Source organism: Streptomyces sp. MNU89 (genome assembly GCF_020982505.1).
Taxonomy (GTDB): domain Bacteria; phylum Actinomycetota; class Actinomycetes; order Streptomycetales; family Streptomycetaceae; genus Streptomyces; species Streptomyces xinghaiensis.
The window spans coordinates 5,420,489-5,447,444 of sequence record NZ_JAJKLL010000001.1 but is presented as its reverse complement, the minus strand read 5'-3'; the positions used below and the strand labels follow the sequence as shown (position 1 = coordinate 5,447,444).

General features: G+C 72.6%; 24 protein-coding genes. 17 read left to right on the top strand and 7 right to left on the bottom strand.

All coding sequences use genetic code 11. The annotated features are described in order from the left end of the window. Positions 1-107: 107 nt before the first annotated feature. Positions 108-1,709 (bottom strand): MFS transporter, encoded by a 1,602-nt coding sequence (locus tag E4N63_RS23230; protein ID WP_125624014.1) that lies wholly within the window; start codon positions 1,707-1,709, stop codon positions 108-110. A 125-nt stretch (positions 1,710-1,834) separates the two neighbouring features. On the opposite strand from E4N63_RS23230, the gene E4N63_RS23225 reads away from it, so the two are divergent. From E4N63_RS23225 to E4N63_RS23215, 3 genes are all read left to right on the top strand, one after another. Next, positions 1,835-2,494, top strand: coding sequence for a TetR family transcriptional regulator (locus E4N63_RS23225; RefSeq protein WP_230241613.1), 660 nt, complete (start codon positions 1,835-1,837; stop codon positions 2,492-2,494). A gap of 299 nt (positions 2,495-2,793) precedes the next feature. After that, positions 2,794-4,038 (top strand): alpha/beta hydrolase, encoded by a 1,245-nt coding sequence (locus E4N63_RS23220; protein WP_228429782.1) that lies wholly within the window; start codon positions 2,794-2,796, stop codon positions 4,036-4,038. Between the two features lie 68 nt (positions 4,039-4,106). Further along, positions 4,107-5,015 carry a DUF4429 domain-containing protein gene (locus E4N63_RS23215; protein WP_230241612.1) on the top strand — a complete coding sequence of 303 codons (909 nt, stop codon included), beginning with the start codon at positions 4,107-4,109 and terminating at the stop codon, positions 5,013-5,015. Between the two features lie 74 nt (positions 5,016-5,089). Here the strand turns inward: E4N63_RS23215 and E4N63_RS23210 are convergent, their stop codons facing one another. After that, the gene (locus tag E4N63_RS23210) at positions 5,090-6,127 is read right to left on the bottom strand and encodes an aldo/keto reductase (RefSeq protein ID WP_125625084.1); all 1,038 of its coding nucleotides are present in this window, start codon (positions 6,125-6,127) and stop codon (positions 5,090-5,092) included. After that, complete coding sequence (locus E4N63_RS23205) at positions 6,124-6,570, bottom strand: MerR family transcriptional regulator (protein ID WP_230241611.1); 447 nt, start codon at positions 6,568-6,570, stop codon at positions 6,124-6,126. Before E4N63_RS23205 ends, E4N63_RS23210 begins: the two co-directional genes overlap by 4 nt. Before the next feature lie 245 nt (positions 6,571-6,815). Between E4N63_RS23205 and E4N63_RS23200 the strand changes: the two genes are divergently transcribed. Both E4N63_RS23200 and E4N63_RS23195 read left to right on the top strand, forming a co-directional pair. Continuing rightward, complete coding sequence (locus E4N63_RS23200) at positions 6,816-7,640, top strand: serine hydrolase (RefSeq protein ID WP_125625088.1); 825 nt, start codon at positions 6,816-6,818, stop codon at positions 7,638-7,640. Between the two features lie 159 nt (positions 7,641-7,799). After that, positions 7,800-8,705, top strand: coding sequence for a trypsin-like serine protease (locus E4N63_RS23195; protein ID WP_230241610.1), 906 nt, complete (start codon positions 7,800-7,802; stop codon positions 8,703-8,705). A gap of 69 nt (positions 8,706-8,774) precedes the next feature. Here the strand turns inward: E4N63_RS23195 and E4N63_RS23190 are convergent, their stop codons facing one another. After that, a complete protein-coding gene (locus E4N63_RS23190) occupies positions 8,775-9,479 on the bottom strand; it encodes a pirin family protein (protein ID WP_125625090.1) in 705 nt (234 codons plus the stop codon). A 300-nt stretch (positions 9,480-9,779) separates the two neighbouring features. On the opposite strand from E4N63_RS23190, the gene E4N63_RS23185 reads away from it, so the two are divergent. The 5 genes from E4N63_RS23185 to E4N63_RS23165 all read left to right on the top strand — a co-directional run bounded on the left by E4N63_RS23185 (position 9,780) and on the right by E4N63_RS23165 (position 14,729). After that, positions 9,780-10,979 carry a CdaR family transcriptional regulator gene (locus E4N63_RS23185; protein ID WP_125625092.1) on the top strand — a complete coding sequence of 400 codons (1,200 nt, stop codon included), beginning with the start codon at positions 9,780-9,782 and terminating at the stop codon, positions 10,977-10,979. 89 nt (positions 10,980-11,068) lie between these two features. Continuing rightward, on the top strand, positions 11,069-12,022 hold the full coding sequence (locus E4N63_RS23180) for an ACP S-malonyltransferase (protein ID WP_230241609.1): 954 nt from the start codon (positions 11,069-11,071) through the stop codon (positions 12,020-12,022). Between the two features lie 13 nt (positions 12,023-12,035). After that, complete coding sequence (locus tag E4N63_RS23175; RefSeq protein ID WP_125625096.1) at positions 12,036-13,049, top strand: ketoacyl-ACP synthase III; 1,014 nt, start codon at positions 12,036-12,038, stop codon at positions 13,047-13,049. 93 nt (positions 13,050-13,142) lie between these two features. Continuing rightward, a complete protein-coding gene (locus E4N63_RS23170) occupies positions 13,143-13,391 on the top strand; it encodes an acyl carrier protein (RefSeq protein WP_030545387.1) in 249 nt (82 codons plus the stop codon). Positions 13,392-13,457: 66 nt separating this feature from the next. Then, positions 13,458-14,729, top strand: coding sequence for a beta-ketoacyl synthase (locus E4N63_RS23165; protein WP_125625098.1), 1,272 nt, complete (start codon positions 13,458-13,460; stop codon positions 14,727-14,729). A gap of 110 nt (positions 14,730-14,839) precedes the next feature. Here the strand turns inward: E4N63_RS23165 and E4N63_RS23160 are convergent, their stop codons facing one another. After that, the gene (locus E4N63_RS23160; protein ID WP_019709212.1) at positions 14,840-15,334 is read right to left on the bottom strand and encodes a DUF3145 domain-containing protein; all 495 of its coding nucleotides are present in this window, start codon (positions 15,332-15,334) and stop codon (positions 14,840-14,842) included. 726 nt (positions 15,335-16,060) lie between these two features. On the opposite strand from E4N63_RS23160, the gene E4N63_RS23155 reads away from it, so the two are divergent. The 7 genes from E4N63_RS23155 to E4N63_RS23125 all read left to right on the top strand — a co-directional run bounded on the left by E4N63_RS23155 (position 16,061) and on the right by E4N63_RS23125 (position 24,714). Then, a complete protein-coding gene (locus E4N63_RS23155; RefSeq protein ID WP_230242610.1) occupies positions 16,061-17,221 on the top strand; it encodes a mandelate racemase/muconate lactonizing enzyme family protein in 1,161 nt (386 codons plus the stop codon). After that, positions 17,218-18,237 (top strand): zinc-binding dehydrogenase, encoded by a 1,020-nt coding sequence (locus E4N63_RS23150; RefSeq protein WP_230241608.1) that lies wholly within the window; start codon positions 17,218-17,220, stop codon positions 18,235-18,237. Before E4N63_RS23155 ends, E4N63_RS23150 begins: the two co-directional genes overlap by 4 nt. 193 nt (positions 18,238-18,430) lie before the next feature. After that, positions 18,431-19,405 carry a hypothetical protein gene (locus E4N63_RS23145; RefSeq protein ID WP_230241607.1) on the top strand — a complete coding sequence of 325 codons (975 nt, stop codon included), beginning with the start codon at positions 18,431-18,433 and terminating at the stop codon, positions 19,403-19,405. Between the two features lie 40 nt (positions 19,406-19,445). Beyond that, a complete protein-coding gene (gene chvE / locus E4N63_RS23140) occupies positions 19,446-20,555 on the top strand; it encodes a multiple monosaccharide ABC transporter substrate-binding protein (RefSeq protein ID WP_125625325.1) in 1,110 nt (369 codons plus the stop codon). 15 nt (positions 20,556-20,570) lie between these two features. After that, on the top strand, positions 20,571-22,181 hold the full coding sequence (gene mmsA, locus E4N63_RS23135; RefSeq protein ID WP_230241606.1) for a multiple monosaccharide ABC transporter ATP-binding protein: 1,611 nt from the start codon (positions 20,571-20,573) through the stop codon (positions 22,179-22,181). Then, positions 22,178-23,434, top strand: a complete 1,257-nt coding sequence (gene mmsB, locus E4N63_RS23130) for a multiple monosaccharide ABC transporter permease (RefSeq protein WP_043460229.1) — start codon at positions 22,178-22,180, stop codon at positions 23,432-23,434. The genes mmsA and mmsB overlap by 4 nt, the downstream gene beginning before the upstream one ends. A 131-nt stretch (positions 23,435-23,565) precedes the next feature. After that, positions 23,566-24,714 carry an aldose epimerase family protein gene (locus E4N63_RS23125; protein WP_228429784.1) on the top strand — a complete coding sequence of 383 codons (1,149 nt, stop codon included), beginning with the start codon at positions 23,566-23,568 and terminating at the stop codon, positions 24,712-24,714. A 417-nt stretch (positions 24,715-25,131) separates the two neighbouring features. Here E4N63_RS23125 and E4N63_RS23120 read toward each other — a convergent pair whose 3' ends face one another. Both E4N63_RS23120 and E4N63_RS23115 read right to left on the bottom strand, forming a co-directional pair. Next, the gene (locus tag E4N63_RS23120; RefSeq protein ID WP_228429785.1) at positions 25,132-25,608 is read right to left on the bottom strand and encodes a hypothetical protein; all 477 of its coding nucleotides are present in this window, start codon (positions 25,606-25,608) and stop codon (positions 25,132-25,134) included. Between the two features lie 126 nt (positions 25,609-25,734). Next, positions 25,735-26,913 (bottom strand): helix-turn-helix transcriptional regulator, encoded by a 1,179-nt coding sequence (locus E4N63_RS23115; RefSeq protein ID WP_230241605.1) that lies wholly within the window; start codon positions 26,911-26,913, stop codon positions 25,735-25,737. Positions 26,914-26,956 lie beyond the last annotated feature (43 nt).

Here is a 26,956-nt window from a genome sequence, read left to right as displayed (position 1 = left end):
GATAGGGGACAGCCCCGCAGGGGATGACCCAACGGGGCTGCCAGGAAGCGGAGTTGACCCCTCCGTCCTGCGGCCGGGCCGCTGCCCGGCGCAGGGCCCCGGCCGCCTCAGATGTGGGCGCCGCCGGCACCGGCCCCGGCGTTGACGCCCCGGTTGGTGAAGAGGGCGACCACGACGGCGAGGACCGCGACCCCGCCCGCGACGGTGAACGAGAAGCCCATGCCGGACACGAACGTCTCATGGGTGACGCCGGTGATGATCTCCGCGACCTGCGGCGGCGTCTCCTTGGTGAGAGGCGGGATACCGACCTCCACGGCCTCGGACATCTGCGCCAGCTGCTCGGGGGTGACCGGCGGGAGCTGGGCCTCCGCCCAGTTGCCGGGCAGCTGGTCGTCGACCCGGGCGGCCATGGTCGCGCCGAGCACGGCCGTGCCGAGGCTGCCGCCGACCTGCATCGCCGCCTGCTGGAGACCGCCGGCCACACCGGACAGCTCCAGCGGCGCGTTGCCGACGATCACCTCGGTCGCGCCGACCATGACCGGCGCCAGGCCGAGGCCGAGCAGGACGAACCACAGGGACATGACGCCGCTGCCGGAGTCCGTCTCCAGGGTGGACATGCCGAACATGGCGGTGGCCGTGAACACCATGCCGCCGACCAGCGGGACACGCGGGCCGACCTTGGTGATGAGGGCGCCGGCGATCGGCGAGGACACGATCATCATGCCGGTGAGCGGCAGCAGATGGAGCCCGCTGTCGACCGGGCTCATGCCGTGCACGTTCTGCAGGTAGAAGGTGACGAAGAAGATCCCGCCCATGAAGGCGAAGGCCATCAGCACCATGAGGACCGTACCGGCGGACAGCGGCACGGAGCGGAACATCCCCAGCGGGATGAGCGGTTCGCGGACCTTCGTCTCCCAGAACGCGAACGCCGCGAAGGTGAGCACCGCGGCGGTCAGGAAGCCCAGGGTGAGCCCGTCGCCCCAGCCCCAGGCGGGGGCCTTGATCAGCGCCCAGATGAGGAAGAACATCGCGGCCGAAAGCAGCACGATGCCGGGGATGTCGAAGGAGCGCGGGGCGTTCTCCGCGCGGTGGTCACGGAGGATCACCAGGCCCATCAGGAGGGCGGCGACGCCCACCGGCACGTTGATGAAGAAGACCGACTGCCAGCTGACGTGCTCCACCAGCAGACCGCCGACGATCGGCCCGCCCGCGGTGGAGGCACCGATGACCATCCCCCAGATGCCGATCGCCATGTTGAGCTTCTCGGCCGGGAAGGTGGCCCGCAGCAGGCCCAGCGCGGCGGGCATCAGCAGCGCGCCGAAGAGGCCCTGGAGGACCCGGAAGCCGACCACCAGCGGCACGCTGGCGGAGAGACCGATGGCGCCCGAGGCGAGGGCGAAGCCGGCTATGCCGATCAGGAAGGTCTGGCGGTGCCCGAAGCGGTCGCCGAGCTTGCCCGCCGTGATGAGGGAGACGGCGAGGGCGAGCAGATAGCCGTTGGTTATCCACTGGACGTCGGCGAGCGAGGCCCCGAGGTCCTGCTGGATCGCCGGGTTGGCGATCGCGACGATCGTGCCGTCGAGGGCGACCATCATCACGCCGATCGCGACGGAGAGAAGAGTGAGCCAGGGGTGCCCCCGCAGGCCCTTGCGGGGTCCGGGCTCGGGAAGGTCCGGCGCCGCGTCGGCGACGGTGGTCTGAGACGTCATGGCCGGAGATTATGGCAGCGACTGACAGTTGACAAACCGTTTCCGGGAACGGTAACTGTCACGCTACTCATACCATCCCTGAGCAGGGAGAACAGCTGAGGAACCGAGCGAGAGGCGGCCCGAAGGTGACGACTGGGCACCCCGAAGGGGCACCGGACGGGCTGCGCGAGCGCAAGAAGAGACGGACCCGCGACGCGCTGATCCGCTCGGCCCTGGAACTCTTCACCACCCGGGGCTACGAGGAGACGACGGTCGACGACATCGCCGAGGCCGCCGGGGTCTCCCAGCGGACCTTCTTCCGCTACTTCCCCGGCAAGGAGGCGGTCGCCTTCTCCGTCCACGACCTGGTCGAGGAGCACTTCCTCGACGCCTTCGGGGCCCGGCCGGACGGCGAGCCGCCGCTGACCGCGCTGCGCCGGGCCGTCTCCGTCACCTGGGACACCTTCGGCGAGGCCGTCGGCGAGACCGTCGAGCCCGGGCTGCACATGCGGATGTGCCAGGTCATCGAGTCGACACCCGCCCTGCTCGCCACCGCGATGTGCCGCTCGGCGGAGCTGGAGGACCACCTCGTCCGCGACATCGCCCGCCGGGCCGGGACGGACCCGGTCACCGACCTCCGGCCACGGGTGCTCGTCGCCGCCTTCACCGGCGTGATGCGGATGACCGGCCGGATCTGGGGCGCGGGACCGGACGCGAGCGCCGAGGCGCTGCGCCGGCTCACCGAGCGCCATCTCGACGCGATCGGTCCCGCCCTGGCCCTGGACAGGCCGGCGCCGCAGGACTGACCGGCTCCGGCCGCCCGCGGTCCCGGCTCCCCTCTCCGGCCGCGCGTACGCCCACGCCCCGCCCACGCGGGACCGGCCCGCACCGCCGCCCGCCCTGGCCCCCGGTCCCCGGCCCCTTCCGGTGTCCGCCCCGGCGTCCACCTGGGCCTTCATCCGGCATCCGCCCCGGCGTCCGCCCCGGTGTCCGCCGGGAGACGGTCGTCCCTTGCGACCGCTATGCCCGGCCTCAAACGTGAAATGACTCACGCTCACCCGCCGGATAACGATTCGGCAGCGCCCGTCTCCTAGGGTGTGCCGCAGTGTCTTCCTTGTCTGAGCTCGGCTCCTCCGCTCCCGCCTCCTGGTTCAGCGGCTCCCCCGCCTCGCGGGCGGCGCTCGTCCTGGGCCTGGTGCTGATACTGCTGGCCACCACCGGCTGGACCGCGATCCGCACCCACCGCCCGCAGCCGGGGGCCCGCGCCGCCGCGCAGGCCGCCTGGAACCGCGCCTCGGCCGACGGACGGAGACTCCCCCGGCCCGAGTCCTCCCCGGCGGCCGTCCGGGACTTCTTCCGCTCGCTCGGCGAGACGCAGCGCCGGAGGCTCGCCGAGCGGCACGCTCTGGTCGTGGGCAACCTCAACGGCGCCCCGCCGGTCCTGCGCTACCGGGCCAACCGCACCGCGCTGCGGCAGGCGATCGCCGCCGAACGGGCCCGGCTCGACGACCCCCGGCTCACCGAGCTCGGCCGGGAGCAGGTGGCCCGCAGGATGCAGCGTTACGGCTCGCTGCTGCGCGGAAACCGGCAGATCCTCGCCTTCGACCCGACCGGCCCCGGCCGGGTCGCGGAGGTCTTCGGCGACCTCGACACGGCCCAGCGGGTTTCCGTCGTGGTGCCCGGCGTCGACACCCATCTGCTCACCTTCGAACGCACCCGGCGGACGTTCACGGCGCCGGTCGGCATGGCGCGGGCGCTGCACCGCGCCGAGCGCGCGGCCGCGCCCCGGGTCCGTACCGCCGTCATCGCCTGGGCCGACTACACCAGCCCGGCGGGCGTCGGCATGGACGCCGCCGCGGGCCGGCTAGCCGCGGCGGGCGCCGTCACCCTGCGGGCCCTGGTCCGGGCGCTGCCGGGATCGTCGAGCGTCGCCCTGTTCTGCCACAGCTACGGCTCCGTGGTCTGCGGCGTCGCCGCCCGCTCGCTGCCGTCCCGGGTCACCGACATAGCGGTCGCGGGCAGCCCCGGAATGCGGGCCGAGCGGGTCGCGGACCTCGGCGGGCGGGCCCGGATCTGGGCCACCCGGGACGCCGACGACTGGATCGAGGACGTGCCGAACCTGGAGTTCGGCGCGCTCGGCCACGGCGTGGACCCGGTCTCCCCGGCCTTCGGCGCCCGGCTGCTCTCCGCCGCGGGCGCCACCGGCCACACCGGCTACTTCGTGCCGGGCACCGCCAGCCTGGCGAACTTCGCCCGGGTCGGCGTGGGCGACCTCGCCGCCGTGAGCTGCCCGCCCGGCCGGGGAACGGGCTGCGGGCGGCCCGCGTCCCCCGGACACCGGACGCTGTGACGCGCGCCGGGCGCGCCGGAGGGCACGGAGGGAGGACGGGCGGTCCCCCGCCGCCTACGATGAGCCGTATGGGTGATGTGCTGGCCGGTTTTCACACCGTCTGGGAGTTCGACACGGACTCCGTGCTCATCCGCTTCGAACGGGGGATCCGCACGCCGAGGCTCTTCCACGTGCTCGGCGAGCGACGCGTCCCGTACGAGGCGCTGTCGGCCGTGGAGCTCGCTCCCGGCAGAAAGGGCACGGTGGTGCTGCGGGCCGTGCCCCGGCCGGGTGCCGACCCGCTGATGGACGCGGCGGGCGGACAGCTCAAGGAGGGCTCGGACCCCTACCGGCTGGTGCTGCCCGCCGAACGCGAACTGCTCGCCGAGTACTACGCGGACGAAATGCGCTCCGCGCTCGGCCCGGACGCCGCCGACCCCGCCGCGTGCCATCTCGTCGCCGCCCCTCCGCCGCCGCTCAGCTTCAAGGCGTACGACGGCAAGGCCCTCTTCGACGGCCGGAACGTCACCTTCCGCTGGTTCTGGACCGGCGCCTCCTCCGCCAAGTGGAAGGCCGGGGACCAGACCTTCCCGGTGAGCGAACTGGCCGGCGTCGAATGGCGCTCCCCCGAGGTCTTCGACGGCCATCTGCGGCTGCTGCGCCGGGGCGCGGACGACTCGGCGCCGGGCGACGCCGACCAGGACCCGGCGGCCGTGGTCTTCGGGCTCGGCTACGGCCTCGTGCACGAGTCGCTGCCGTTCGCGGCCTCGGTGCTGGAGGCGGTCAGGGCCGCCGAGCCCGCCACCGCCGACTGCCCCGGCGGCCCGGGGCGCCGCGCCGCCGTCCCCGTCCTCACCGCCGAGCCACCGGGGCGGGCCCGCCCGGACCCGGCCGACGTCGCCGACCGCATCCGCCACCTCGGAGCCCTGCACGACGCGGGACTGCTCACGGACGACGAGTTCAGCTCCAAGAAGGCGGAACTGCTCGCGGAGCTGTGAGCCGGAGCCGGACGGCCCGGGGTGTGGTCGCCCCGGGCCGCCTGGGCGCCTGGGCATCGTGTCCGGCCGTAGGGCTACTCCCGGCCCGCCGACGTGAACGCCATGTCGGCGTAGCGGCCGCCCGCGACGCGGTCCGCGATGGGCTCCAGCAGGGCCAGTTCCCCGTCCGTCAGCCGGATGCCGGTGGCGGCCGTGTTCTCCTCCACCCGGGACCGCTTCCGGGTGCCGGGGATCGGGACGACGCTCAGCCCGGGGTACCGCTCCGCCCGCTGGTGCACCCAGGCCAGCGCCGTCTGGCCGAGGGTGATGCCGCGGCCCTCGGCGACCTTGCGCACCGGCTCCAGCAGCGCCGCGTTGGCCTCGGCGTTCTCCCCGGTGAAGCGCGGCATCCTCCGGCGGAAGTCGTCCTCGGTCAGATCCTTCCCGGCGTCGGTGAACGCCCCGGTCAGGAAACCCCGGCCGAGCGGCGAGTACGGGACGAAGGCCACCCCGAGTTCGGCCGCCGCCGGCACCGCCGTGCGCTCCACGTCCCGGCTGAACAGGGACCACTCGGACTGCAGGGCGGCGATGGGGTGTTCGGCGTGCGCGGCGCGCAGCTCGTCCCCCGTGACCTCGCTCAGGCCGAGCTGCCCGACCTTGCCCTCCTCGACCAGTTCGGCCATGGCGCCGACGGTCTCCTCGATGGGGACGTTCACATCCCGGCGGTGCATGTAGTAGAGGTCGATGACGTCCACGCCGAGCCGACGCAGGCTGGCCTCGGCGCACTGCCGGATGTAGGGGCGGTCGTTGCGGACGCCGCGCTTGGACGGGTCGTCCGGGTCGAGCACGATGCCGAACTTGGTGGCGAGGGTGATCTCGTCCCGGTGGGCCGCCACGAAGGGGGCGATGAACCGTTCGTTCTCCCCCATCCCGTACATGTCGGCGGTGTCGTAGAGGGTGACGCCCAGTTCGAGGGCGCGTTCCAGGGTGGCGCGGGCCTCCGCCGCGTCGGTGGGCCCGTAGGCGAAGCTCATGCCCATGCAGCCGAGGCCCTGCACCCCCACCTCGGGGCCGCCGGCGCCGAGGGAGGTGCGGGCGATCCGGTCCTGGTTCCGGCTCGTGTCCTGGCTCATGCGGTGCCGGGTCCTCCCGTGTAGAGGTCGATCTTGTAGTCGAGTACGTCCAGGGTGTCCTGGAGTTCGGTGATCCGCTGCCGCACGTCCTCGCGGTGGGCGGCCAGCAGCTCCCGGCGCTCGGCGAAGGTGTGATCGCCCGCGCGGACCATCCCGGCGTAGCGGACCATGTCCGCGACCGGCATCCCCGTCAGCCGCAGTTTGCCGACGAAGCCGAGCCAGTCGAGGTCGCGGTTGGTGTAGCGGCGCTGGCCGGTGTGCGAGCGGTCCACGTCCGGCATCAGGCCGATGCGCTCGTACCAGCGCAGGGTGTGGGCGGTCAGGCCGGTCCAGGCCGAGACCTCGCTGATGGTGTACGCGTCCTGCCCGGCCGGGCGCGGATGCTCCGGGAGCGCCGACGCACACAGATCCCGCCGTACGGGCGCACTCTCCACCACGCTCATCGCCGACCACCTTCCCGTTCGGAACTCACCGGACACTCGCCGCTCACGTTATGGGCTTGGAGTGCACTCGAAGCAAGCGGCCGCGGGATTCCTTTCCAGCCATTCCGGGCGGGCCCCGTCGGCGTACCCGCGGGGGCGCCGCCCACCCGGGCCGCGCCCAGGTCACCCCCCTTGCCCGTGTTCCGCTCCCCCGGCGGACCCGGCCGGACGCATGACGCCCCCGGCGGCCGGTTAGGCTCCCGGCCATGGAAAGTCTGCGGATGATCGAGAACTGGCCGGTTCGCACCGCCGCGGCCGCGGTCGTCCGGGCCGACGGCAGCCTCGCCGGCTCGCACGGCCCGCAGGAGCACCGCTTCAAGCTCGCCTCGGTCACCAAGCCGCTGGCCGCCTACGCCGTGCTCGTGGCGTACGAGGAGGGCGCCGTCGAACTCGACGAGCCCGCGGGGCCCGAGGGCTCCACGGTCCGCCATCTGCTGGCGCACGCCTCCGGTCTGGCCTTCGACGAGCCGAGGGTGATGGCGGCCCCCGGCGAGCGCCGGATCTACTCCAACGCGGGCTTCGAGGCGCTGGGCGACCACGTCGCCGAGGCCACCGGGATCGCCTTCCCCGACTATCTGCGCCAAGCGGTGCTGGAACCGCTCGGCATGGCCGCCACCGAGCTGCCGGGCTCCCCGGCGAAGGACTGCGTCTCCACCGCCGCCGACCTGGCCCGGTTCGCCGCCGAGGTGCAGGCCCCGCGGCTGCTGCACCCGCAGACGGTGGCCGCCGCGACCCAGGTGGTCTTCCCCGGGCTGAACGGCGTCGTGCCGGGCTACGGCCACCAGCGTCCCTGCGACTGGGGGCTGGGCTTCGAGATCCGGGACGGCAAGTCCCCGCACTGGACGGGGGGTTCCTCCTCACCCCGCACCTTCGGCCACTTCGGCCAGACCGGCACCTTCCTCTGGTCCGACCCGGACGCGGGCGCGGCCTGCGTCGTCCTCACGGACCGGGACTTCGGGTCCTGGGCCATCGACGCCTGGCCCCCGTTCACCGACACGGTCCTCACCGAACTGGGCGAAGGGACGGGCTGAACCGGGCCGGGCGTCCCGTCCTCTCCTCACGCCCCGGTGATGTTCTGCGCCCGGCCGACGCTGAGAGCAGCAGAACAGCCGAACGTCCGTTCGTTCGTTCCGTGCCGCCGGGCAGGCGCACGGCACGACCGCACGGGCACACCGACAAAGGGGCTTGTCTTGCGGGTCACCACCCATCTGCGCTCCATCCGCTCCACTCTGGCGAAGTCGATAGCCGTGGCCTCGGCCACCGCCGGCCTGGCACTGGCGGCGACCCTGCCGGCCGCGGCCATCAGCTCGTACAATTCCACCCCCGCACCCGAGCGCACCGAGGTCGGCGCCCTCGTGGCCACCTGGGACAACGACGGCGACCCGGCGACCCCCGACCGGGTGGACTGGGTCTGCTCCGGCACGATGGTCGACGCGGACACCTTCCTCACCGCCGCGCACTGCACCACCGACTGGCCGGACAACGTCCGCTTCCACGTCTCGCTCGACCAGGACGTCCAGTCCGCGCTGGACGAGGCCGGGGCCCGGCATCCGGGCGACCCCGCCGCCGTCGCCGCGGAGGTCGCCGTGCGGGGCGAGGCGCACAACCACCCGGAGTACCCGGGCCCGCAGTCGGACACCCACGACATCTCCGTGATCGAACTCCCGGCGGAGGAGATGCGGGAGCGCTGGGAGTTCACCCCGGCCACGCTTCCCGCCGCCGGCCGGCTCGGCGAACTCGGCCCGCGCGGCCTGAAGGACACCGGCTTCACGGTGGCCGGCTACGGCACCCGGGAGGCCCTCCGGGCACCCGGCGGCCACACCCACCCCGGCGGCGGGGTCCGGATGAAGGCCCCGCTCTCCTTCAACGCCCTCGACCGGTCCTGGATCCGGCTGGCGATGACGGAGCCGCAGGGCAACGGCGGCGCCTGCTACGGCGATTCCGGCGGCCCGAACTTCGCGGTGATCGACGGGAAGCGGACCCTGGTGGGGACGACCATCACCGGCGACGCCGTGTGCTACGCGACCAACGTCGCCTACCGCCTCGACACCCCGGCGGCACGCGGCTTCCTCGCCCCGTTCGTCACCCTGCCCTGACGCGGCGTCTCCGGGGGAGGCCGTTGCCGACGCGCCTCCCCCGGAGGCCACCGGGCTCCGGGCGCCCGGCTACGGCAGTTCCCAGAGCAGCAGTTCGGAGGGTTCCTCGGCGATCAGGAAGCGGCCCCGGCAGTCCGTGATCCGGGCCGCGTCCCCGGGGCCCAGCAGCTCGCCGTCCGCGCCGGTGAGCGTCTCCGGGCCGCCGGTGCCCGGGGTGCCCGCCGCGGCGAGCCGGACCGCTCCGCGCACCACATGGGCGTAGAGCAGCGGCGCGTCCGGCAGGACGACCCTCGTCCCGGGGTCGGGGCGGCGGATGTGCAGGTCCGCTTCCGCCCGGTCCACGGCGAGCGGTGTCCGGTCGGCGATGCCGCGCACGATCTCGTACTCCGGTTCGCCGCCGGGCTCGCGCGGTGTCAGCCACATCTGGACGAAGACCAGCGGCCGTTCGCCCTCGTTGCGCTCCTCGTGCCGCACTCCGCCGCCCGCGCCGAGCCGCTGGACGTCGCCGGGGCGCACCACCGTGGTGTTCCCGGCCGAGTCACGGTGCGTCAGCTCGCCCTCGACGACCCAGGTGACGATCTCGGTGTCGCGGTGCGGGTGGGAGGCGAAGCCCGCGCCGGGTTCCAGCCGTTCCTCGTTGCAGGCGATCAGCGCGCCGAAGGACAGATTGTCCGGGTCGTAGAACCGGCCGAAGGAGAACGCGTGCAGGGTTTCGATCCCGGCGCCCGCGTCCCCGCCACGGAACCGTGCGCCCGCCCGCCAGACCTCGTTCATGACCTCACCGTAGACGGCCCGGCGCGGCCGGGCGCGTCGGGGGCGGGGGTGACGGCTGTGACGGCTGTGACGGCCGTCAACGGCCGTCAACGGCCGTCAACGGGCCGGCGAACGCCACGGCAGGTCGGCGACGGCAGCGGCGGCAGCAGCGGCGACGGCACAACCCGGGCGCTCCGGGAGCGGCCGGACACCCGGAACGGCGGGGCATCTGCGCCCGGGCCCCGTCCCCGCTCCCGCTCCCGGGTCCCGCTCTCCGGACCCCCGGCCCCGGATGGCCGCACGATGAGGCAGGCTGGTTCCGTGCCTGAACCTGAGACCGGATCTTCCGACGCCCCCGTCCGCCATCCGCACGCCGCTACGCTCCTCCGGCTGGAGAAGTCCTCCGGCTCCCTCGCCGCGGACGCGATCGCCCGCATGGACGAGACGCTGCCGTGGTACCGCGCGATGCCGCCGGAGAACCGGTCCTGGATCGGTCTGGTCGCGCAGGCCGGTATCGCGGCCTTCACCGAGTGGTTCCGGCACCCCGAGGCACCCCAGGCCATCAGCACGGACGTCTTCGGCACCGCGCCGCGCGAGCTGACCCGGGCCATCACGCTGCGGCAGACCGTGGAGATGGTGCGCACCACGATCGAGGTCATGGAGTCGGCGATCGACGAGGTCGCCGCCCCGGGCGACGAGAACGCCCTGCGCGAGGCCCTGCTCGTCTACGCCCGCGAGATCGCCTTCGCCACCGCCCAGGTGTACGCCCAGGCCGCGGAGGCGCGCGGCGCGTGGGACGCCCGGCTGGAGTCGCTGGTCGTCAACGCGGTGCTCTCCGGTGAGGCGGACGAGGGCGCGCTGTCCCGGGCCGCCGCGCTGGGCTGGAACTCCCCGGACCACGTCTGCGTCGTGCTGGGCACGGCGCCCGACGGCGACAGCGAGCTGACCGTGGAGGCGATCCGGCGGGCCGCGCGGCACGCGAAGCTCCAGGTGCTGACCGGGGTGCTGGGCAGCCGGCTGGTGGTCGTCGCCGGCGGCAGCGCCGATCCGCTGCGCACCGCGCGGGATCTGATCGGGCCGTTCGCGGCGGGCCCGGTGGTCGCCGGTCCCGTCGTCGGCGATCTGCTCTCCGCGACGCGCTCGGCGGCGGCCGCGGCGGCCGGCCTGCGGGCGTGCGCGGCCTGGCCGGACGCGCCGCGGCCCGTCCTCGCGGACGATGTGCTGCCGGAGCGCGCGATGGCGGGGGACGCCGCCGCCCGGCGGCAGTTGGTGGAGGAGATCTACAGACCGCTGGAGGAAGCCGGGTCGGCGCTGCTGGAAACGCTGAGCGTCTATCTGGAGCAGGCCAGCAGTCTGGAAGGCGCCGCGCGGATGCTCTTCGTCCACCCCAACACCGTGCGCTACCGGCTCCGACGTGTGACGGATGTCACCGGCTGGTCGCCCTCCGATGTGCGCTCCGCGTTCACCCTGCGCATCGCGCTCATCCTGGGCCGTCTCGCCGACGCGGGATCACCGCACTAGCCCTTTGTTGGATACCGACAATTCCCCTGTCCGTTCTTGGTCCCTGTCCCCACGGGCGGCGGGGACCACCGTCACGAGAGAGTGTGAGAGTGCTCGTACTCGTCGCTCCCGGCCAAGGCGCTCAGACGCCCGGCTTCCTGACCCCCTGGCTCGACCTCCCCGGTGTCTCCGGACGCCTGGCGGAGTGGTCGGCCGTCTCCGGCCTGGACCTGGTGCACTACGGGACCGAGGCCGACGCCGAGACCATCCGTGACACCGCGGTGGCCCAGCCGCTGCTGGTGGCCGCCGGGCTGGTCTCCGCGTACGCGCTCTTCGACGACCCCCGGGCGGAGATCCCGGCCCGGGTCGGCGCCGTCGCCGGCCACAGCGTCGGTGAGCTGACCGCCGCCGCCCTCTCCGGAGCGCTGAGCGACGAGGACGCCGTCGCCCTGGTGCGGAAGCGCGGCCTGGCCATGGCCGAGGCCGCCGCCGTCACCGAGACCGGGATGTCCGCCGTGCTCGGCGGCGACCCGGAGCAGGTGCTGGCGCATCTGGAGAAGCTCGGACTGACCCCGGCCAACATCAACGGCGCCGGGCAGATCGTCGCCGCGGGCACCGCGGAGCAACTCGCCGCGCTCTCCGCGGAGAAGCCGGAGAAGGCCCGCGTCATGCCGCTCAAGGTGGCCGGCGCGTTCCACACCCGCCACATGGCGCCGGCGGTCGCGAAGCTGGAGTCCGCGGTCAAGGACCTGACCGTCTCCGACCCGCGCGTTCCCTACCTCTCGAACAAGGACGGCCGGGCCGTCGCCTCCGGCCCGGACGCCGTGGAGCGCCTGGTCAACCAGGTCTCCAACCCGGTCCGCTGGGATCTGTGCATGGAGACGTTCCAGGAGCTGGGCGTGACCGCGCTGCTCGAGGTCTCTCCCGCCGGCACCCTCACCGGGCTGGCGAAGCGGGCGCTGCCCGGGGTGAAGACCCTGGCGCTGAAGAGCCCGGCCGACCTCGACGCCGCCCGCGAGCTCATCGCCGAGCACGCGGCGCCCGCCCGCTCTGCCGCGGAATAGGAGCCGAAGAACCATGACCGCGAAGATCAAGCCGAGCCGGGGTGCCCCGTACGCGCGCATCCTCGGCGTCGGCGGCTACCGCCCCACGCGGGTGGTGCCGAACGAGGAGATCCTGCAGCACATCGACTCCTCCGACGAGTGGATCCGCTCCCGTTCGGGCATCAGCACCCGGCACTGGGCGGGGCCCGAGGAGACCGTCGCGGTGATGTCGGTCGAGGCGGCGGGCAAGGCCATCGCCGACGCCGGGATCGGCCCGGAGCAGATCGGCGGCGTCATCGTCGCCACCGTCTCGCACTTCAAGCAGACCCCGGCCGTCGCCACCGAGATCGCCCACCGGATCGGCGCGGGCCGGCCCGCCGCGTTCGACGTCAACGCGGGCTGCGCGGGCTTCGGTTACGGCCTGACCCTCGCCAAGGGGATGGTCACCGAGGGCAGCGCGGAGTACGTCCTCGTCATCGGCGTGGAGCGGCTGTCGGACCTCACCGACCTGGAGGACCGCGCCACGGCCTTCCTGTTCGGCGACGGCGCGGGCGCCGTGGTCGTCGGCCCGTCCGAGGAGCCGGGGATCGGCCCGAGCATCTGGGGTTCCGAGGGCGACAAGTCCGAGACGATCAAGCAGACCGTGCCCTGGGACGCCTACCGCGGCCGGACGGACGTCTCCGGCATCCGCTATCCCGCCATCACCCAGGAGGGCCAGGCGGTCTTCCGGTGGGCGGTGTTCGAGATGGCGAAGGTGGCCCAGCAGGCCCTGGAAGCGGCCGGGATCGCCCCGGCCGACCTGGACGTCTTCATTCCGCACCAGGCCAATATGCGGATCATCGACTCGATGGTGAAGACCCTCAAGCTGCCGGAGCACGTCACGGTCGCCCGTGACGTCGAGACCACCGGCAACACCTCGGCAGCGTCGATTCCGCTCGCGATGGAGCGGCTGCTGGCGACGGGGCAGGCGAAGAGCGGTGACACCGCGCTCGTCATCGGCTTCGGGGCGGGTCTCGTCTACGCCGCCACGGTCGTTACTCTCCCCTAGGCACGAAACGCGCGGTTACGGGCAGCCGGTCACCACGCGTCCTGTTTTCATCCGGAAAGCACCACCGAAACACATCGAATGGAGAGCGCCATCATGGCCGCCACGCAGGAAGAGATCGTCGCCGGTCTCGCGGAGATCGTCAACGAGATCGCCGGTATCCCCACCGAGGACGTCCAGCTGGACAAGTCCTTCACCGACGACCTGGACGTCGACTCGCTGTCCATGGTCGAGGTCGTCGTCGCCGCCGAGGAGCGCTTCGACGTCAAGATTCCGGACGACGACGTCAAGAACCTGAAGACCGTCGGCGACGCCGCGGACTACATCCTCAAGCACCAGGCCTGAGCCGAGCGTTCGTCGCCACCCCGGCGGTGGCGGTACCGCACCCCTCTACTCGTGGAGAACATTCCTGTGAACTCGACCAATCGCACCGTGGTCGTCACCGGTATCGGAGCAACCACACCGCTGGGTGGCGACAGCGCTTCGACGTGGGAAGGCCTGATCGCCGGACGCTCCGGTGTGGCGGCCCTGGAGGGCGAGCGCTTCGCCGACCTCCCCGTCCGCATCGCCGCCTCGGCGGCCGTGGACCCCTCCGAGGTGCTGCCCCGGCCGGTGGCGCGCAAGCTGGACCGCTCGGCCCAGTTCGCGCTGATCGCCGCCCGTGAGGCCTGGGCCGACGCCGGCTTCACCGGCGCGGCCGGCTCGGAGGAGAACGCCGGCGCCGTCCGCCCGGAGCGGCTGGGCGCCGTCATCGCCTCCGGCATCGGCGGCGTGACCACCCTGCTCGACCAGTACGACGTGCTCAAGGAGAAGGGCGTACGCCGCGTCTCCCCGCACACCGTGCCCATGCTCATGCCGAACAGCCCGTCGGCCAACGTGGGTCTGGAGGTGGGCGCCCGCGCCGGCGTGCACACCCCGGTCAGCGCCTGCGCCTCCGGCGCCGAGGCGATCGGCTACGCGGTGGAGATGATCCGCACCGGCCGCGCCGACGTGGTCGTCGCGGGCGGCACCGAGGCCGCCATCCACCCGCTGCCGATCGCGGCCTTCGGCAACATGATGGCGATGTCGAAGGACAACGACGACCCCGAGGGCGCATCCCGCCCGTACGACGCGAGCCGCAACGGCTTCGTGCTCGGCGAGGGCGCCGGCGTCGTCGTCCTGGAGTCCGCGGAGCACGCCGCCGCGCGGAACGCCACGGTCTACTGCGAGGTGCTCGGCCAGGGCATCTCGGCCGACAGCCACCACATCACCCAGCCCGAGCCGGAGGGCCGCGGCATCGCGGACGCCCTGCGGAACCTGCTGGACTCCACCGATCTCAAGGCGTCCGAGGTCGTGCACATCAACGCGCACGCGACGTCCACCCCGCAGGGCGATGTCGCGGAGATCAAGGCGCTGCGGAAGGTCTTCGCGGACGACGTCGACCACATGGCGGTCTCCGCCACCAAGTCGATGACCGGCCACCTGCTGGGCGGCGCGGGCGGTGTGGAGACCGTGGCCACCGTGCTGGCGCTGTACCACCGGACGGCCCCGCCGACCATCAACATCGAGAACCTCGACCCCGAGGTGGACGCCGACGTCGTGCGCGACAAGGCCCGCCCGCTGCCCGAGGGGACGATCGCGGCGCTGAACAACTCCTTCGGCTTCGGCGGCCACAACGTCGTGCTGGCCTTCCGTACGGTCTGACGGCACCGGGAGGCGGCGCCGGCCGCGCACCGGCACCGCGTCAACGCGGAGGGGCCCGCCCGGGTGATCCGGGCGGGCCCCTTGCGTGCGTTCGCGGTCCCCCGCCGGGGTTAGACGACCTGGTGCAGCCAGCGGACCGGGGCGCCCTCGCCGGCGTAGCGGAAGGGTTCGAGTTCGTCGTCCCAGGGCTTGCCGAGGAGCTTGGCGATCTCCGCCTCCAGGACGGTCTCGCCGCGGGCGGAGCGGGCCAGGGCCGCGCGCAGCCGGTCCTCGGGGATCAGGATGTCGCCGTGGATGCCGGTGACGGCGTGGAAGATGCCGAGCTCGGGGGTGGAGCTATAGCGCTCGCCCTCGGCGCCGGGGCAGGGCTCCGCGGTCACCTCGAAGCGCAGCAGATGCCAGCCGCGCAGCGCGGAGGCGAGCTTGGAGGCGGTGCCGTGCTCGCCCTGCCAGGAGAACTCCGCACGCCAGGTGCCCGGTTCGGCGGGCTGTCTGATCCAGTCCAGGCTGACGCGCACGCCGAGGACGCCCGCGACCGCCCACTCGACGTGCGGGCAGAGCGCGCGCGGGGCGGAGTGGACGTAGAGAACTCCACGTGTCGTCACCGGGACCTCCAGTGTGGGACGAGGTGGGCCTTCCCCAGCGGACTCGCGCCCGTACCGATCTCGTCCGGAACAGCACTTGACAGTCTGCCCCAGAGATCACTTCCGCACCAGGCCCCGAGATTACCAACAGTAAACATCATCGGGAGCGATCCTCTGCAAAAGGGACACTATGTGACGTGCCGTGAACGTACGGATGCCGGGTGACGCCCTGGCCCGATCGGGGGACCGGGAACCCGCCACGGGGGCACGACGCCTGCGGCCCCGGGGAAAAGCTACCGTGCGCCGGGGACCCCGGGGTGACGTACCGTCGGTCCGGGCCGGATATCACGGAAGCTTCACTCTCGGGGGCGGTCCCGCGTTCCCCGGCCGCGGACGCCCGAGGGTGTGTATCCGCGCCCCACCGGCAGCGTCGGCGAACAGCCGTGCGCGGCAAGGGACATGAGGGGCGGGGAGGCCACGGACCCGCCCGGCCCGGCCCTTCCCGCCGGCCCGCCCCGGCCCTGTCGCTCCCTGGCCGGATCCGGTCGCCGCCGCCGTCCGCCGGGCCTCGGGCTTTGCCCCTCCGGCCACGGAAACCGGCCCTTCTCCCCCGGCCCGGGGTGCCGTCACCCGGTTCGGGGAAGGACGCGGGTGCACGACCATTGACACTGCTCCCGGCACGTCATTACCGTCACGCCAGGATTTCGAACGTGTGACGAAATATCGAACACCGGAAGGGCAGTGGCCTTGCGCATCACCGGCATCACCACCCATGTCGTCGGAACTCCGTGGCGCAATCTGACCTATGTCCTCGTCCACACCGACGAGGGCATCACCGGCGTCGGCGAGACCCGGATGCTCGGCCGGACCGACGCGCTGGTCGGCTACCTCCGCGAGGCGGAGGTCAACCACCTCGCCGGCGCCGACCCGTTCGCGATCGAGGACCTCGTCCGCCGGATGAAGTACGGCGACTACGGGCGGGCCGGGGAAATCGTCATGTCCGGCATCGCCTGTGTGGAGATGGCCTGCTGGGACATCAAGGGCAAGGCGCTGGGCGTGCCGGTCTGGCAGCTCCTCGGCGGCCGCGTCACCGACCGGGTGAAGGCCTACGCGAACGGCTGGTACACCGTCGAGCGCACCCCCGACGCCTTCCACGCCGCCGCCCGCCGGGTCGTCGACCGCGGCTACCGGGCGCTGAAGCTGGACCCGTTCGGAACCGGCCACTTCGAGCTCGACCACACCGAGACCCTGCACTCCCTCGCCCTCGTGGAGGCCGTACGCGACGCGATCGGCCCGGAGGCGGAGCTGCTGGTCGAGATGCACGGGCGGTTCAGCCCGGCGACGGCCTCCCGGCTGGCGAAGGAGCTGGAGCGGTTCCACCCCTCCTGGCTGGAGGAGCCGGTGCCGCCGGAGAACCTGAAGGCGCTCGCCAAGATGGCGGCGAAGACAACGTTGCCCATCGCGACCGGTGAACGCATCCACGACCGCATCGAGTTCCGCGAGCTCTTCGAGTCGCAGGCCGCCGACATCATCCAGCCGGACGTCGGGCACCTCGGCGGCATCCTGGAGACCCGGAAGCTGGCCGCCACCGCCGAGACGCACTACGTCCTCATCGCCCCGCACAACGTGGGCGGCTCGGTGCTCACCGCCGCCTCCCTCCAGCTCGCGGGCTGCACCCCCAACTTCAAGATCCTGGAGCACTTCAACGACTTCGCGGACGCCGAGATCAAGAAGGTCGTGAAGGGTGCCCCCGAGGTCGTGGACGGCTACTTCACCCTGCCGGAGGCGCCCGGCCTCGGTGTCGAGTTCGACCCCGACGCGGCGGCCGAGTTCCCGCAGCAGCGCGCCCACTTCGACCTGTGGGCCGAGGGCTGGGAGAAGCGCGACCCCACCGGGGGCCGGTCGTGACGGGCGGCGGGCGCGCCGTCCTCCTGGAGCGGCCCGGCGCCCACCGGATCGTCCCGGCGGAGCCCGTGCCGCCCGGCCCCGGCGAGGCCCTCGTCCGGGTGTACGCGGCGGGGGTGTGCGGCAGCGACCGCGAGCTGTACGAGGGCACCCGCGCGCCCGGCTACGTCCGCTACCCCGTCACCCCCGGCCACGAGTGGTCGGGGACGGTGGAAGCGGTCGGTGAGGGCGTCGACCCGGGGCTGGTGGGCCGGAAGACCGTCGGCGAGGGCTTCCGCAACTGCCAGACCTGCGAACGCTGCCGGGCCGGCGAGACCTCCCTGTGCACCGGCGGCTACGACGAGACGGGCTTCACCCGGCCCGGCGCCTTCGCCGACACCCTCACCCTGCCCGCCCGGCTGCTGCACGTCCTCGGCCCCGACGCCGATCTGCGGGCCGCGGCGCTGCTGGAGCCGGCCGCCGTGGTCGCCGCCGCGGCGCTGACGGCGGCGGCGCGGCCCGCCGAGCGGATCGCCGTCGTCGGCGCGGGCACCCTCGGCCTGCTGGCCGTCCAGTTCCTGGCCGCCTCCGCGCCCGCCGAACTGCTCGTCGTGGAGCCCCGTACGGGCCGGGCCGAGCAGGCGGTGCCCTTCGGCGCCACCGAGGTCCGCCCGCCGGACGGGCTCACCGCGCTCACCGGCCGGTACGACCTGGTGGTGGAGACCGCGGGCGCGCCGCGCAGCGCGTGCTGCGCGGTCTCCCTGGCGCGGGGCGGCGGCCGGGTGATGCTCACCGGGCTGCCCGGGGCGGGCGCCGAGGGCCTCGACCCGCTCGGCCTGGCGATGCGCCAGATCACCGTGCACACCGTCTTCGGTGCCCCGCCGGCGGCCTGGGCGTATGCCGTGCGGGCCTTCGGGACCGGGCTGCTGAACCCGGCACCGCTGATCACCCACGAGTTGGCATGGGAGGAGTATGCCGAGGCCGTCGCGCTCGTCGGCGGCGGTGATCCCGGCGCCGGGAAGGTGCTGCTGCGCCCCTGATCCCGCGGCCCGGCCCGGTCCCGTCATCCCCGCCCCGCCCCCGCCCCCGATCCGCCGTACGCCCCCGGCGACTGCCCCGGACACCCTCCGCCGGTCCCCGGCACCCCGGCTCCCCACCGGTGGTGTCCCGGCCCGGGCCGTCCGGACGGCCGGCCGCCCGAACACCATTCGTCATGCAGAACAGAGGAGTCCCGTGTCCGACAGCACCCGTCCCGCGCCGCGCCGCCCGGGCTCGGCCGCCCTCGCCCTGATCGGAGAGCCCGTCCCCGCCGACGACCCGGCCGACGCCTCCCCGCACGCCTTCCCCGACGGCGGCACCTGGCGCACCGAGGTGCCGTCGGTGGAGGGCCCCGAGGCGCTGGCGACCGTCCTCAAGGAGTCCTCCCGGCTGGACGTGCCGATCCACCGGATCAGCCAGGGCAGCGGCATCTGGATGCTCACCGACGACGAGATCACCGAGATGACCGGCGCCTGCGCCGATCGCGACATCGAGCTCTGCCTCTTCACCGGCCCGCGCGGCACCTGGGACATCGGCGCCGCCACCCGCACCGACTCGCGCGGCGGCGGTCTGCGCGCCCGCGGCCACGACGGGCTCGCGGGCTGTGTGGAGGACGCCGTCCGCGCCACCGAACTCGGCGTGCGCTGCCTGCTCATCGCCGACGAGGGCGTGCTGTGGACGCTGCACCGGCTGCGGGAGCAGGGCGTCCTGCCCGCCGACACCACCTTCAAGGTGTCCGCGCTCGTCGGCCCGGTCAACCCGGCCTCGTACGCGGTGTGGGAGCGGCTCGGCGCCGACTCCATCAACATCCCCTCGGATCTCTCCTTCGACCAGCTCACCGAGATACGCCGGGCCGGCCGGGCGCCGATGGACCTCTACATCGAGGCCCCGGACGACCTCGGCGGCTACGTCCGGATGTACGACACCGGGGAGCTGATCCGCCGCGGCGCCCCCGTCTACCTCAAGTTCGGGCTGAGCAAGGCGCCCGGCATCTACCCCTACGGGGCCCACCTGCGCGACGTCACCCTGGACACCGCGCGGGAACGGGTGCGCCGCGGCCGGCTCGTCCTGGACCTGCTGGCGCGGCACGGGGCGGACGGCGGCATGTCCCCCCTCGGCTCGCGCCTCCCCGGAGAACTGCGGCGCTTCCCCGCCGGCCCGGTCTCCTGACCGGCCCGCCCCGACCCGCCCCACCACGAAAGGAACCACCATGCGCATCACCAGAGGTCTCGGCGCCGCGACGGCGGCGCTTCTCCTCACCTCGGCGCTCGGCGCCTGCGGCCAGGACTCCACCGGCGTCGACGACGACGGCAAGAAGGACTCCAAGGGCGGCACCATCGGCCTGGCCATGCCCACCAAGTCGTCCGAGCGCTGGATAGCCGACGGCCGGAACATGGCCAAGCAGTTCCGGGCCAAGGGCTACAAGACCGACCTCCAGTACGGCAACGACGACGTCGACGAGCAGGTCGCCCAGATCGAGAACATGATCGCCAAGGGCCACGAGCTGCTCGTCATCGCGGCGATCGACAGCGCGGCGCTCACCAATGTGCTGGACCGGGCGGCCGAGGCGAACATCCCCGTCATCGCCTACGACCGGCTGCTGATGGGCACCGAACACGTCGACTACTACGCCACGTTCGACAACTTCAAGGTCGGCGTGCAGCAGGGCACGTACATCGCCGACAAGCTCGGGCTGAAGGAGGAGGGCGGCGAGAAGGGCCCCTTCACCATCGAACTGTTCGCCGGCTCCCCCGACGACAACAACACCCGGTTCTTCTTCAACGGCGCGATGAGCGTCCTGAAGCCGTACATCGACGACAAGAAGCTGGTCGTCCGCTCCAAGCAGACCAAGCTGAACCAGGTCACCACGCTCCGATGGGACGGCGGCACGGCACAGCGCCGGATGGACGACCTGCTGAGCAAGTCCTACACCTCGGCCGAGCTGGACGCCGTGCTCTCCCCGTACGACGGGATCTCCATCGGCGTCCTCTCCGCCCTCAAGAGCGTGGGCTACGGAACCAAGGACAAGCCGTACCCGGTGATCACCGGCCAGGACGCCGAGAAGGCCTCCGTGAAGTCGATCATGGCGGGTGAGCAGACCCAGACCATCTACAAGGACACCCGGGAGCTGGCCAAGGCCACCGTCCAGATGGGCCACGCGATGCTGACCGGCGGCGAGCCGGAGGTCAACGACACCAAGACCTACGACAACGGCAAGAAGGTCGTGCCGGCCTATCTCCTCCAGCCGGTGAGCATCGACAAGTCCAACACCCAGCTCCTCATCGACGAGGGCTACTACAAAGCCTCCGAGCTGAAGTAAGGGGCGGCGGTCATCATGCAAGCGGCCACCGGCACGACGGGCGGCCCGGGGGCGGCGCCGCCCGGGCACCCCGTGCTCGACATGCGCTCCATCACCAAGACCTTCCCCGGCGTCAAGGCCCTGTCCGGCGTCGAGCTCACCGTGCGCGAGGGCGAGATCCACGCGATCTGCGGGGAGAACGGCGCCGGCAAGTCCACCCTGATGAAGGTCCTCAGCGGAGTCCACCCGCACGGCAGTTACGAGGGCGAGATCATCTTCCGCGGCGAGCCCTGCGCCTTCAGAGACATCCGGGCCAGCGAGCGGCGCGGCATCGTCATCATCCACCAGGAACTCGCCCTCGTCCCCTATCTCTCCATCGCGGAGAACATCTTCCTCGGCAACGAGCACGCCACCCGCGGGGTGATCAACTGGAACGACACCCTGGGTCACGCCCGCAGGCTGCTGCGCCGCGTCGGGCTCGCCGACTCGCCGCACACCCGGATCGCCGACATCGGCGTCGGAAAGCAGCAGCTGGTGGAGATCGCCAAGGCGCTGGCCAAGGAGGTGAAGCTCCTCATCCTCGACGAGCCCACCGCCGCCCTCAACGACGCGGACAGCGCCAAACTCCTCGATCTGCTGCTGGAGTTCAAGGCGCAGGGCATCTCCTGCATCCTCATCTCGCACAAGCTCAACGAGATCCGGCGGGTCGCCGACTCCGTCACCATCCTGCGGGACGGCCGGACCATCGAGACCCTCGCCGTCCGGGAGACACCCGACGCGGAGCCGGCCGTCTCCGAGGAGCGGATCATCCGCGGCATGGTCGGCCGCGATCTGGACCACCGCTTCCCGGAACGCACCCACTACGCGGGCCCGGGCGCCGGGGAGACGGCGATGCGGATCGCGGACTGGACCGTGCACCACCCCATCGACCAGCAGCGGAAGGTCGTCGACGAGGTGTCCCTGGAGGTGCGGCGCGGCGAGATCGTCGGCATCGCCGGGCTGATGGGCGCGGGCCGCACCGAGCTGGCGATGAGCGTCTTCGGGCGCAGCTACGGGCGGCACGCGGCGGGGCGGGTCCTCCTCCACGGAAGGGAGGTCTCCACGCGGACCGTGCCGGAGGCCATCGCCCACGGCCTCGCGTACGTCACCGAGGACCGCAAGACCTACGGGCTCAACCTCGGCGACGACGTGACCCGCAACATCTCCATCGCCTCCCTGCCGAAGGTCGCCCGGCGCGGTGTCGTCAGCGAGCACGAGGAGGCCCGGGTCGCCGAACGGTTCCGTACGTCGATGAACATCAAGACCCCCACGGTGTTCGAGACCGTGAACCGGCTGAGCGGCGGCAACCAGCAGAAGGTCGTCCTCAGCAAGTGGATCTTCGCGGGCCCCGAGGTGCTGATCCTCGACGAACCGACCCGCGGCATCGACGTGGGGGCGAAGTACGAGATCTACACGGTCATCAACGATCTCGCCGCACAGGGCAAGGCCGTGGTCTTCATCTCCTCCGAGCTGCCGGAGCTGCTCGGGATGTGCGACCGGATCTACACGATGGCCGCCGGCCGGCTGACCGGGGAGATCCCCCGGGCGGAGGCCACCCAGGAAGTGCTGATGCGCCACATGACCATGGACAGAGGACGGACCCGATGAGCACCACGACCACCACCAAGGACGAGGGACCGGCACCGGGTCCGGGCTCCGGCCCGGGCGCCGGGGGCGGCGCCGGGTCCGGCCTCGCCGCGGCGCTGCTGCGCGGGATGCGCGCCAATATGCGGCAGTACGGGATGCTGCTCGCGCTGGCGCTGATCGTCGTGCTGTTCCAGGTGTGGACGGACGGCATCCTGCTGAAGCCGCAGAACGTCACCAACCTGGTCCAGCAGAACAGTTACATCCTGATCCTGGCCATCGGGATGATGATCGTGATCATCGCGGGCCACATCGATCTCTCCGTCGGCTCGCTGGCCGCCTTCGTGGGCTCCGCCGCGGGCGTGATGATGATCAAGAACGATATGCCGTGGGTGCTCGCGCTGGTGCTCTGCCTGCTGATCGGCGCCGCGGCCGGGGCCTGGCAGGGCTTCTGGATCGCCTATATCGGCATCCCGTCCTTCATCGTCACCCTCGCCGGGATGCTGCTCTTCCGCGGCGCCACCCAGATCATGCTGGAGGGCCAGACCCTGCGGCCCTTCCCGGACGGCTTCCAGTCCCTCGGCAACGGCTTCATCCCGGAGCTGGGCCCGGACACCAACTACCACAACGCGACGCTGCTGATCGGCCTCGGCGTGGTCGTCTTCGTGCTGTGGCGGGAGTGGAGCGACCGCCGCCAGCAGGAGCGGTACGAGCTGGACGTCATCCCGATGGGGCTGTTCATCGCCAAGTGCACCGCCCTCGTGGCGGCGGTCGTGGCCTTCACGCTGACCCTGGCCAGCTACCACGGCACGCCGATCGTGCTGCTGATCCTCGTGGGCCTGCTGATGGCCCTCGGCTTCGTGATGCGCAACGCGATCATCGGCCGGCATGTCTACGCCCTCGGCGGCAACCGGGCGGCGGCCAAGCTGTCCGGCGTCAAGGACAAGCGCGTCACCTTCCTGGTCTTCGTGAACATGGGGGTGCTCGCGGCACTGGCGGGGGTCGTCTACGCGGCCCGGCTGACCGCCGCCACCCCCAACGCCGGTATCAACTTCGAACTGGAGGCCATCGCCGCCGCCTTCATCGGCGGTGCCTCGGCCACCGGCGGCGTCGGCACCGTCCTCGGCGCCATCATCGGCGGCCTGGTGCTCGGCGTGCTCAACAACGGTATGTCCCTGGTCGGTATCGGCTCGGACTACCAGCAGGTCATCAAGGGCCTGGTGCTGCTCGCGGCGGTCGGCTTCGACGTCTGGAACAAGCGCCGGGTCGGTTCGTAGCCGGCCCCGGCCGGCCCCCGGGCCAGGCACCCTCTGCCCGTTTGTCCCCTTGTCCCCCTTGAGAGGATCGGCACGGTATGACATCGAGACGCACGGTGATAGCGGCTGCGGCCGCAGGATTGGCGGCAGGCATGACGACACCAGGCGCGGCGCAGGCCCGGGACCGGGCCGGAGTCGGGAGCGGGGCCGCGGCCCCGGGGGAGGCCGGGCCCACCGGACGGGGCCGCCCCACCCGGGAGGGCTTCGGCAGCCTCCCGGACGGCACCCGGGTCGACCGCTGGACCCTCGCCCGCGGCGGCACGCGGCTGCGGGTACTGTCGTACGGCGGGATCGTCCAGTCCCTGGAGATCCCCGACCGGCACGGCCGCACGGCCAATGTCTCCCTCGGCTTCGCGGACCTCGCCTCGTACACCGAGCACAGCCCGTTCTTCGGCGCGCTGATCGGCCGCTTCGGCAACCGCATCGCCCGGGGCCGCTTCACCCTTGACGGCAGGACCTACCAACTCCCGCTCAACGACGGGGAGAACAGCCTGCACGGTGGCGACCGGGGCTTCGACAAGCGGGTCTGGGACGTCGAGCCCTTCACCCGGGGCGGGGACGCCGGCCTGACGCTCACCCGGGTCAGCCCGGACGGCGAGATGGGCTACCCGGGCGAGCTGACGGTGCGGGTGGACTACATCCTCACCTCCCGCGGGGACTTCCGCATCGTCTACGAGGCGACGACGGACGCCCCCACCGTCGTGAACCTCACCAATCACACCTACTTCAACCTCGGCGGCGAGGGCACCGGCACGATCATGGACCACGAGCTGTGGCTTGAGGCGTCCCGCATCACCCCGGTGGACGCCACGCTCATCCCCACGGGCAAGCTCCTCCCGGTGGCCGGTACGCCCTTCGACTTCCGGCGCGCCAAGCCGATCGGCCGGGACATCCGCGAGGCACACGAACAGGTGCTGTACGGGCGGGGCATCGACCACAACTACGTCCTGGACAAGGGCATCACCGCCCGCCCGCGCCACGCCATGACCGTCACCGACCCGCGCTCCGGCCGCACCATGCGGATCGCCACCACCGAGCCGGGCGTGCAGCTCTACACCGGCAACTTCCTGGACGCCGGCTACGCCGGCACCTCCGGCCGGATCTACCGCCAGGGCGACGGCTTCTGCCTGGAGACCCAGCACTTCCCGGACTCCCCGAACCAGCCGTCGTTCCCGTCCACGGTCCTCCGCCCCGGCGAAACCTACCGCTCGGAGACGGTCCACTCCTTCTCGGCCCGCTGACCACCCGGCCCGGGCCTCCGACCCGCGGGGATGAGGCGGAGGCCCGGAGCGGGGTGAGTCGAGCCGGACTCAGCGCGCTCGTTCAGCGGAACCAGCCCCAGATCACTGACACAGCCGCGGCAGGCATACCACCGGTACCCAGCACCCAGCCCGGCCTCGACGACCCGGACCGGCACGGTGTCCGGAGCGAGCAGCTCGTGCCACGCGCACCACCGCAGCCTCACCGCCCGGCCGCATCCCGCTCCCGGCGGGCCCGCGCCACCGACTCGATCAGGCCGATCGGGTCGTCCGTCCCGGTCAGCGGCGGATACTCAGCGGCGTGCCCGGGACAGGCGTACACCACAGCTCCGGTGCCGGCACCGTCCCTTGCGCCGACCCGCACCAGTCGACCGAGTTGACCGCACCGCGCACACTGCCTCACCGGGCGGACGCTCCGGTGGCGAGGGCTGCCGCGTAGGCCCCGTACAGGGCGTCGGCGTCCGTCAGCACGGCGGGCTCGCCGGTCGGGGGGACGATCCACGTGTGCCGGTGCCGGGTGTGCGGTGCGACCACCCGAGGGGGCGGCACATCGACGTGCTCGGCCCGGGCCAGCACGCGCGCACCGGGCAGGTCCCAGTCGTGGGCCGCGCCCACCGGCACCATCACCTCGACGCCCTTCGGGCCGAGCAGGACGGGGCCGGCCTCCCCCAGGTTCTGCAGGATCTGTACGGTCCGCCACCCCTCGGCGGCCGGCAGTCGTGCGACGTCCCAGGCGACACCCACCGGGACCGTGACGAGCTCGTCCGCCAGCCACGCGACGGCCGCCTGCCCGGGACTGCCGCCCGCACGGCGGATCCACTCCAGCGCGGACACGGGTGGCGTGCCGGACGGGGCACTGCGATCGGTGGTGGACATGTCGACACTCCCGGCCTTTCAGTGATCAGTACGTCACCGAGAGTAGAAAATTCGCTGTGCCCGCCACCATGGCACTTTCCCTCAGGGCCGGGGGGATGTACCAGGCACCGGGGCCAAGGGCCCGCATCACACGGGGACACCGATCGCATCGGCGAGTTCCCGCATCTCCGCTGTCAGCGTCCGCCGGCGGCCGATGATCCGGCAGGTGATGTCGCGCGCGTACCGCTGCTGCCGCAGCCACTCCGGTCGTTCCGCGCGGAGCTCCTGCAGAATCCGCATCGCCTCTTCGTGCTGCCTCAGCCGCGCATGAGCATCCGCGACATCGAGCCGGTGCCGGGCGTGGCTGCTGCTCGGGGGTATATCCGCCGGCATCCTCGCCGCCAGGCGGAGGACCGTCTCCGGCCGGCCCTGGACAGCGGCGTGCTCGACCGCGTACTGCTGCACCCTCAGCGGCCCGAACCGGCGCATGCGGTCCACCCCGGCGGCGTCATCCCGGCCCAGCGCGGCCGCCGCGGCCCGGGCCAGCCGCAGCGCGTCCGCAGCCTCCCCGGGCCGGTTGTCCCGCACCGCTGCCGCGCCCGTGCGCAGCAGCATCCAACCCCATGCGGCGAGTTCGGCCGGGGTGGCGCGGGACATGCGGGGCTCTGTCTCGTCCGCCCACCGCACGGACAGCTCCCGCGCCTCCTCCAACCGGCCCTGGCGGAGCATGAGCCAGGCCATGGTGCTGACCGTGGCGGCACCGTCCAGCCGGTCCGGGGCCATGTCCAGCGCACGGTCGAGGGCTGCGGCCGCGCCCTCGTACTGCCGTGTCTGCGTCAGCAGCCACCCGGCGAGCTGGAGCACCCGGACCTGTACGGCGCGGGTCCGGCGGTCGGTACCGGTCAGTGCGTCGGCGTCCCGGATCAGCGGCGGGACCACGGTCGCCAGGCCGCTCAAATGCACGGTGGCGAAGAGCGGTTCGGCTGCGGCTAGGGCCCTGGAAATACCTGCCGTGGTTGGCTCCTCGTCCAGTGTGTCGGCGGGCGGGGCCAGAAACGCAGCCCGTACCGGCGCCCACTGGTCCGTTGTGGCGGCGTCCGCCGGGTCGGCGTCCCGCCGCAGGAGCCGCGCCGTGGGGACCCTGAGCGCGACGGCCAGCAGCCGCGCTGTCTCCATTCGCGTGCCGACCAGCTCCCCTTGCTCCAACTTGCGGATGAGGGACAGGGAGACGCCGGACGAGCGGGCCAGCTCCCTCTGCGTCAGACCACGCCTTTTGCGCACATCCCGCAGTCGCGCGCCGATGTGGGTATCGGTGTGCTCAGTCATGGTGTTCTCCGTTCCGCTGGGCCCTCAGAACGGTATTCCCAGC